Source organism: Streptomyces sp. NPDC052107, assembly GCF_040680215.1.
Taxonomy (GTDB): Bacteria; Actinomycetota; Actinomycetes; order Streptomycetales; family Streptomycetaceae; genus Streptomyces.
On record NZ_JBFAWG010000069.1, the window covers coordinates 22865 to 30705 of the forward strand.

5 protein-coding genes and 3 pseudogenes are annotated in these 7841 nt (G+C 70.7%); 3 read left to right on the forward strand and 5 right to left on the reverse strand.

The features are described from left to right. Positions 1–43: 43 nt before the first annotated feature. Positions 44–2461 carry a glycoside hydrolase N-terminal domain-containing protein gene (locus AB0M27_RS37585; RefSeq protein ID WP_365728938.1) on the forward strand — a complete coding sequence of 806 codons (2418 nt, stop codon included), beginning with the start codon at positions 44–46 and terminating at the stop codon, positions 2459–2461. 98 nt (positions 2462–2559) lie between these two features. Further along, positions 2560–3780: an SGNH/GDSL hydrolase family protein gene (locus AB0M27_RS37590; protein ID WP_365728941.1), complete on the forward strand. Its 1221-nt coding sequence runs from the start codon at positions 2560–2562 to the stop codon at positions 3778–3780. 31 nt (positions 3781–3811) lie between these two features. Here the strand turns inward: AB0M27_RS37590 and AB0M27_RS37595 are convergent, their stop codons facing one another. From AB0M27_RS37595 to AB0M27_RS37610, 4 genes and pseudogenes are all read right to left on the reverse strand, one after another. Then, positions 3812–4651, reverse strand: a complete 840-nt coding sequence (locus AB0M27_RS37595; RefSeq protein WP_365728946.1) for a class I SAM-dependent methyltransferase — start codon at positions 4649–4651, stop codon at positions 3812–3814. 282 nt (positions 4652–4933) lie between these two features. Continuing rightward, positions 4934–5443: pseudogene (locus AB0M27_RS37600) on the reverse strand (gamma-glutamyl-gamma-aminobutyrate hydrolase family protein); the annotation flags it as partial. Positions 5444–5494: 51 nt separating this feature from the next. Continuing rightward, entirely contained in the window at positions 5495–6487 is a 993-nt protein-coding gene (locus AB0M27_RS37605; RefSeq protein WP_365728942.1) for an XdhC family protein, read from the reverse strand. An 81-nt stretch (positions 6488–6568) separates the two neighbouring features. After that, a pseudogene (locus AB0M27_RS37610) lies at positions 6569–6943 on the reverse strand (NAD-dependent epimerase); the annotation flags it as partial. A gap of 32 nt (positions 6944–6975) precedes the next feature. Here AB0M27_RS37610 and AB0M27_RS37615 point away from each other — a divergent pair. Further along, entirely contained in the window at positions 6976–7563 is a 588-nt protein-coding gene (locus AB0M27_RS37615; RefSeq protein ID WP_365728944.1) for a TetR family transcriptional regulator, read from the forward strand. 155 nt (positions 7564–7718) lie between these two features. Here AB0M27_RS37615 and AB0M27_RS37620 read toward each other — a convergent pair. Further along, positions 7719–7841: pseudogene (locus AB0M27_RS37620) on the reverse strand (RNA-guided endonuclease TnpB family protein); the annotation flags it as partial.

Sequence of the window (7841 nt, forward strand, 5' to 3'; positions counted from 1 at the left end):
CCGCCCCCCGCATGCGCCGTTCCCCTGACCTGGAGTGCACAACGTGGACACCGAGCACACCGAATCGCGCGACAACCACCCGAGCCGCAGGGCCTTTCTCGCTCTCGCCGCCACCGCCGGCGCGGCCGCCGCCCTCGGCGGTCTGCCTGCCTTCACCGCCTCGGCGGCCCCCGCCCGCCCCACCTCCTCGCCCCTGCTGTCCGCGGCCGCCGCCGCGAAGAACCAGCTGTGGTGGCAGGCTCCCGGCTCCGCCAACTCGATGATCCAGCAGGGCCTGCCGGTAGGAAACGGGCGCCTCGGAGCGCTCGCGGGCAACGACCCCGCCGGCGAACTGCTGACGATCAGCGACGCCACCCTGTGGACCGGCGGCCTCAACGACACCCTGCAGAGCGACGGCCAATTCCCCTACGGCCGTGACGACTTCGGCTCCCTGACCCTGCTGGCCGAGCTCACCGTCGACATCCCCGGGCACGACCTGGGCTCGGTCAACAACTACCGCCGCTCCCTCGACCTGGCCCAGGGCCTCGTCAGTGCCTCCTACGACCTGTCCGGCGTCACCTACCAGCGGCAGATCTTCGCCAGCCGCCCCGATGACGTCATCGTCCTGTACTTCTCCCAGCAGGGCGGCGGCACCTACACCGGTACCGTGACTCTCGCCGGCACCCACGGCGAGACCACCACGGCCGACAGCGCCGGGCACTACACCTCGTTCGGTGCCTCCTTCCCCAACGGGCTGAAGTACGGCGCCGCCGTCACGGCCCGCAGCAGCAGCGGCACGATCGCCGTCGACGGCAGGTCGATCTCCTTCAGCGGCTGCAAGGACCTCACCGTCGTGGTCAGCGGCGGCACCAACTACGCACCCGACGCGGCCGCCCAGTTCCGCGACCCGTCGATGGATCCGGAGCGACTGGCGCGGACCAAGGTCCTGGGCGCGGCCGGCCACTCAGCGAGCACCCTGCTGCACACCCATGTCGCCGACTTCCGCCCGGTGTTCGAGCAGCTGGACATCGACCTCGGCACCTCGTCCGCCGCGCAGCGCAGGCTGGACACCTGGCAACGGGTGCAGGCCCGCTACCGGGACGACGTCCCCGACCCCGAACTCGAGGCCGCCTACCTGCAGTTCGGCCGCTACCTGATGATCTCCGGGTCGCGGGGCACCCTGCCGATGGGCCTGCAGGGACCGTGGCTGGACGGCAACGACCCGGACTGGATGGGCGACTACCACACCGACATCAACATCCAGATGAACTACTGGATGGCCGACCGCGCGGGACTGTCCGGCTGCTTCGACGCCTTCGCGGACTACTGCCTCGCGCAGCTGCCGTCCTGGACCGACGTCACGCAGCGGCTGTTCAACAGCCCGACCAACAGATACCGCAACTCCAGCGGCAAGCTCGCCGGTTGGACCGTGGCCATCTCCACCAACCCCTACGGCGGTGGCGGCTGGTGGTGGCATCCGGCCGGCAACGCCTGGCTCTGCCAGAGCCTGTTCGAGCACTACGAGTACACCCAGGACCGCGCCTACCTCCAGAAGATCTACCCCCTCCTCAAGGGCGCCGCGGAGTTCTGGGAGGCCCGTCTCATCACCACGACCGTCACCGACGCCTCCGGAGCCTCGCGCGAGGTCCTCATCGCCGACAGCGACTGGTCGCCCGAACAGGGGCCGTTGGACGCCAAGGGCATCACCTACGCCCAGGAACTGGTGTGGAACCTCTTCGGCAACTACCGCACCGCGACCCAGGTGCTCGGCAGGGACACCTCCTACAGCGCGACCGTCGACGGTCTGCGCGAGCGCCTGTACCTGCCCGTGGTCAGCCCCAAGACCGGCTGGCTGGAGGAGTGGATGTCGCCCGACAACCTCGGCGAGACCACACACCGGCACCTCTCCCCGCTCATCGGCCTCTTCCCCGGTGACCGGATCCGCCCGGACGACTCCACGCCGAAGGACATCCTCGCCGGCGCGACGGCCCTGCTGACCGCCCGCGGCATGAACAGCTACGGCTGGTCCAACGCCTGGCGCAGCCTGTGCTGGTCCCGGCTGAAGAACGCGGAGAACGCCTACCAACTCGTCGTCAACAACCTGAAGCCGTCGGTGAACGGCAGCAACGGCACCGCGCCGAACCTCTTCGACATCATGGACATGGGGCAAGGCCGCGGCATCTTCCAGATCGACGCCAACTTCGGCACCCCTTCCGCAATGGTCGAGATGCTCGTCTACTCGCGACCGGGTCACGTCGAGTTGCTGCCCGCGCTGCCGGCCGCCTGGGCGGCATCCGGCTCGGTGTCCGGCGTCGGCGTCCGCGGCGGCTTCGTGGCCGGCCTCAGCTGGAAGAACGGCAAGGTCACACAAGTGACGCTCAGGAGCGTCGGCGGCCGTGACACGACCGTGTTCGCGGGCGGCACCTCGCGAAGGATCAGCCTCAAGCCCGGTGAGTCCGTCACGCTGGGCAACTTCGGCTGACGGTGCGGACCACGAGAAGAGCGGAGAGATCGACGATGTCCCCGGAAAAGAGAAGCACGGCGGCCGGTCGCCGACCGCGTCGTAGAACCCTGCTGGCCGTGTTCGGCGCCCTGACCGGCATGGCCCTGACGGCAGTTCCGCTGAGCACCGCGCATGTGGCGAGCGCCGCCACACCCTTGTCGCAGAGCAAGGGAACACGGGTCGGCGCCTGGTCGCCCAGCATGACGACCGGCGGCCCGTCCTTCACCGACCAGACCATCCGGATGGTGGTGCACAGCAGCGTCTCGGGCTCCGGCGCCCGCATCACCCTGTCCAACCGGTACAGCGCCACCCCTCTCGATGTCGGCGCCGTGGACGTGGCCGTCCAGGCGAGCGGCGGAGAGGCGACGCGCGGCACCACGCGGAACATCACCTTCGGCGGATCCCGCCACGTCACGATCCCCGCCGGCGAAGAGGCCGTCAGCGACGTCGTACCGATCTCGGTCAGCGCCGGGGAGAACCTGCTCGTCAGTCTCTACGTGCCCGGTACGACGGGGATGTCGACCTGGCACTCCGACGCGTTCGACACCACCTACCTCGCCTCCGGCAACCACACCGGTGACGACAGTGCCGCCGCGTTCGGCACCACCACGACCTCCTGGTACTACCTGGCAGGACTGGACGTCGTGTCACCGACCGCGCGGGGCACCGTCGTCGCCTTCGGCGACTCCATCACGGACGGCTACCACTCCTCGACCGGCACCTACAGCCGGTGGCCCGACTTCCTCGGGCGCCGGTTGGGCGCCGGACCGGGTCCGCAGAAGCTGAGCGTCGTCGACGCCGGCATAGGCGGCAACCGGGTCCTCACGGACGTCCCCAACCTGTGGCAGGGCGTCAGCGCCCTCAAGCGGTTCGGGCATGACGCCCTCGGCCAGCCTGGCGTCAAGGACGTGATCCTCTTCGAGGGCATCAACGACATCGGCAACAACGCCGGCCCTGACGGCGGGCCGCTGACCGTCCAGGACCTCGTCAACGGCTACCGCACCCTGATCGACGAGGCACATGCCGCCCACGTCAGCGTCATCGGCGCGACCCTCATGCCCGACGAGGGCAACGGGTACTACACGCCTGCCGCCGAGACGATCCGTCAGGGCGTCAACCAGTGGATCCGCACCAGCGGAGCCTTCGACGGCGTCATCGACTTCGACCGGACCATGCGTGACCCCGCGAACCCGGCCGCCCTCAACCCGGCCTACGACGCGGGCGACCACATCCACCCCAACGACGAGGGCATGAAGGCCATGGCCGACGCGATAGACCTGCGACTCCTGCGCACCTGACGCCCACTGCCGGGTGCACGGTCCAGGACGGTCACCGACGCCGTGACACCCCCAGTTCGATGAGATGGCGCTTGGTCACCCGGCCGCCGTACCGCCGGTCGATCAGTGCCGCGATGCACTGCAACAGCCCGGTTCTGGCGGGTTCCGGAAGAGCCCGGTGGCCGGAGTAGGTCCGCAGCAGCTGGAGATAGTCCGCCGTGGTGTAGGTGAGGTCCTGCGCGTAGCGGCGGAAGACGGTGGAACGGAACCGGCCGCTGCGGGCCACCTCCGCCGCATGGTCCGAGCCGTCGATGCCGGCGGCCGCGGGAGGCCGCAGGCCGGACGGCGTCTCGGGGTCGAAGCGCTCGTAGCAGCGCTGGACCTCCGCGAAGAACTCCTCGGTTCCTCCCCGCACATGCTGGGTGCGCACCACGGCGAGCGCGCCACCCGGGCGCAGCGCGTCAGCCGCCTTGGCCACCCGCACCGCCGGGTCGATCCAGTGGAACGCCGTGGCCGCCACGACCGCGTCGAACGGCTCGGCAGGCAGCGGCCATGTCTCGAACTGCGCCGTCACGACCTCCACCGTCCCGGCCCCGGCCACGTTGCGGCGAGCGAGCGCGGCCATGCTCGGCCCCGCCTCGACGGCCGTGATCCGACAGCCCCGACGCGCCAGCGGCAGCGTCGCCTGGCCGGTCCCGCAGCCCACCTCCAGTACCCGGCTGCCCGGGCGGGCACCCGCGAGCTCCGCCAGGTCGTCGTACAGCTCCGGCGGATACCCCGGCCTGGCCCGGTCGTACAGCTCCGCATCTTCGTCGAATGTCCGGCTCAGGCGTACCCGCCGGGACTCCTCGGGCCTGTCGTCGCGTCGCGCGTGCGTGATGTCGTCGGCCACGCGGCACAGGGTAGCGAGGAGGCTCACCGGTCGGCACGAACCGCGCGCACGAGGAAGTGACGGAGCGCGTCCTCGTAGCAGTCGAGGTCCCAGCCCGCCGCCTCCAGTGCGGGCCGGAGGTTCTCCTCGGCCAGTGGGTCGTCCGGGTCGAGTGGACGTCCGTGGCGGGCGGCGCGTTCGGTCCAAGGGGAACTCGATCCCCCACGCAGAGCCGCCGATCCGGAACGCCTGCACCGGCTGGTGGTCGCAGGACGCCAGCAAGGTCGCGGTGTCCGGAAGATCCAGGGTGCCGCTGTGCCAGTTGACCGCCCGCAGCCGTTCGGGTACGGCCGCGAACAGCGGGTCGGTATGCGCGGCCGCGGTCATCCGTACGTCGTCCCGGCCGATCCGCGCGCCTGTGCCCGACCGGGCGACGCCGCCCGACGCGACCGCCAGTAGCCGGGCGCCCGGGCACAGGCCGAGCACCGGCACCTCCGCCTCCAACGCGCCCTGGAGGAGGGCCAGTTCCGCGCCGCATCCGAGGAGGTCCTCGCCGGCGGCCATCGGTGCGCCCATCACGATCAGAGCCACCATGCCGTCCACCGTCTCCGGTACCCGGTCGCCCGCCCAGGTCCGGCAGACCCGGACCGGCAGTCCGGCCTTCCCGAGCGCGGCGTCGATGGCGTACGGCCCTTCCCGCGGTGTGGGTTCCAAGATCTGGATCACCGGCCCACCACCTCCCGCACGACCGTACCCGGACAGCGGCACCTGGAAAACGCAGATGCGGGAATCGACGCCTGTAACAAGCTGCATCTGCGATCAGTTCCCCATGCACCGTCATGCAAATGCGTGGGCCACGGCCGGTCAGCCGTGGATGGGTCCGGCACCCTCGCGGACCACGCGGACCTCCCTGCCGTCGAGGGTGGCGAGCACCTCGGCGCAGATGGCCAGTGCCGTCTCGGCCGGGGTACGAGCGCCCAGGTCGAGGCCGATGGGGCCGTGGATGCGCCCGAGGAGTTCCTTGTCGAGGCCGGCCTTGGCGAGATCCGCGGCACGGCGGGCCTGGGTGTGGCGTGAGCCCAGGGCACCGACGTAGGGAATGCCTGTGTTCAGCGCGGCGGACAGGACGGGGACGTCGACGTCCGATTCATGGCTGAGGACGATCAAGCAGGCGGCGGCCGGACACTGGGCGAGCAGCCGGACGGCGTCCTCGGCGGCGGACTCCACCGTGGCGTGCCAGTCCAGCAGGCGGGCCTGCGCGGCGAGCAGTTCGGCGAGTTCACCTCCTCCCACGACGACCAGATGGGGTACGGCGGGGAACGTCTCGATGAGGACGAGTCCGTCGTCCGTGGAGCGGATGTCCCGGCCGGCCCGGCGGCGGCCGAGCAGCTCCCGAGCGCGTTCGACGGCCTCGGACGGCCCGTCACCACCCTCCGGCGCGGGTGTCGCGACGGTTCTGGTCACGCGGGTCCGCGCGACGTCCAGCCGGGTGATCAGCGCGGCGTCGGCCCCCTCCGCCAGCAGGTCCCACCAGCGGGCGGGAACGGTGCGGAGGGACTGCAGCAGCACTTCGGCCTGCCCACCGCAGGTCAGGCCCGCCCGCTTCACCTCGTCGTCGTGGACGGACACCTCGCGCACGGCCGCGGTGTGGTCCGCGGGCAGGGCAGCGGCCTCCGCCGCCAGGTACGCGTCGAACGCCCCGCGGTACAGCGTGCCGTGGCAGTGACCGTCCTGGTCGATCAGGACGGCGTCGGCAGGGCGCCGGGGACCGAAGCCCCGTTCGGTGACGGCGCGGGCGAGGACGCCCGTACGTCCCTGAGCCGCCCACTGCCGTGCCGTCTCGGCCAGTTCGCGCATGATCGCGGCCCTCCTCGTGCTGGGGTCGGCACCGGGAACCGTCTGGACAGCCTCGGCACCGTGACCGGAATTCTTGCATGATCACGAATCTCGGCGCTGCACCCGCCGCGAGAGCGGGTCGACGAGGACTGCGTCGGCGTGCTCGGCGATGTAGTCCTGTACCACCGACAGGAAGCTCGGGTCGGGCTGCAGACCGAGTGCGGCGGCGCGTGTGTTGTCGAAGACGGCGGGCCATGAGGCCACGATGGCTTCGACGGCCGGGGCGGGCGTGATGCTCACGAGGTCGGCGACGGCGTCACCGGCCACCTGCCGCAGGGTGGCGAGCATGTCGGCGACCGAGACCGTGAGCGCGGGGAGGTTGACCGGCACCGTGCCTTCGAACCGTCCCGGCCCGGTACCCCGCTCGGCCTCGGCGATGCGGAGCAGCCCGTGGACCGTGCGGCCTGGTGAGCGGATGAACCTGAATCGACGAAGGATCGAGGTGTGCCGTGCCGACAGGGATCGCTCTGCGTGACGCGCGTGACCAACTGTTCGCGGCCGCGGAGCGCGTACTGCTCCGGGACGGGGCGAACGCGCCGACCAGCCGGGCGGTCACCACCGAGGCGGGAGTCACCAAAGGCCTGCTGCACCGGCACTTCGCGGACTTCGACGAGTTTCTGACCCAGTTCGTGCTGGACCGTATCGGCCGGATCGAGATCCAGGCCACAGTACTGCGCGACGCCGCCGGCACCGGCAGCGTCGTCGCCCACCTGACCCGCACATTGACCGACTTGTTCGGGTCGATCGCCCTGAGAATCGTCGGCCTGGTCATCTCCCGCGATGCCGTACGCACCCGACTGCGCGAACGCACCGGAGGCGGCGTACCGGTGCTCAGGGACACCACCCGCATGATCTCTTCCCACCTCGCCGCCGAGCGCGAACACGGCCGGGTCGCGGCCGACGCCGACATCGACACGCTCGCACCCACCCTGATCGGGGCCGCCCACCTGCTGTTCGCCGACCGGGAAGGCACATCGCCGGCACCCGCAGACGTCGAGAAGGTCGCCACCACGGTCATCGCGGACGCCATGACGTAGCGGATCCGGTTCCTCAAGCGGCGACGGGGACCTCCCAGTGGAGCTGGCGGTCGTACTGTCAGGCCATCTTCTCGGAAGTGGCGAGGCTGTTGAAGGCTCCCCTCCCTGGAGGGAGGGGATTTGTCACCCTCCAGGGTTGAGCGGGGATTTACGGCTCAGGCGGCCACCGGAGCCGGCGGCTCAGGTGGTCTTACGCCCTCGACACCGTCCGGGTTCCAACCTGCCCGGACCAGCATCACGCGGGCGGAGTTCTTGTCCCTGGGGGACAGGGCCGCGCA